The organism is Chryseobacterium sp. SIMBA_028 (assembly GCF_046535285.1).
GTDB lineage: Bacteria > Bacteroidota > Bacteroidia > Flavobacteriales > Weeksellaceae > Chryseobacterium.
Genome location: NZ_JAWRWZ010000653.1, coordinates 1 through 248, shown reverse-complemented (window position 1 = coordinate 248; position 248 = coordinate 1). Strand labels below are relative to the sequence as shown.

General features: G+C 61.7%; 1 protein-coding gene. It reads right to left on the bottom strand.

The genetic code is table 11. The features are described 5' to 3' along the window. Positions 1-197, bottom strand: a 197-nt coding sequence (locus SCA31_RS24855; RefSeq protein ID WP_410699621.1) for a TetR family transcriptional regulator, incomplete at its 3' end; no start/stop codon positions are given. Between the last annotated feature and the right edge of the window lie 51 nt (positions 198-248).

Genomic DNA, 248 nt, shown 5'->3' with positions numbered 1-248 from the left:
ACAATCGCGTGCTGTTCCTCTATGACCGCCAAAGCCAATTCCCGCTTTGACGTGAAGTGGAAATACAGCGCGCCCTTGGTCACTTGGGCGCGCTGGGTAATGTCGGCCATGCTGGCGGTGCCGTACCCCACGTCCGCGAAGACATTCGCGGCACCTTCTATGACGGCAAGACGGGTATCTTTCGCACGCTGCTGCATGGGGGCAGGGAACCTCTCAGGTAATGCACGGCTGGCGCACGCTGGGCCGCC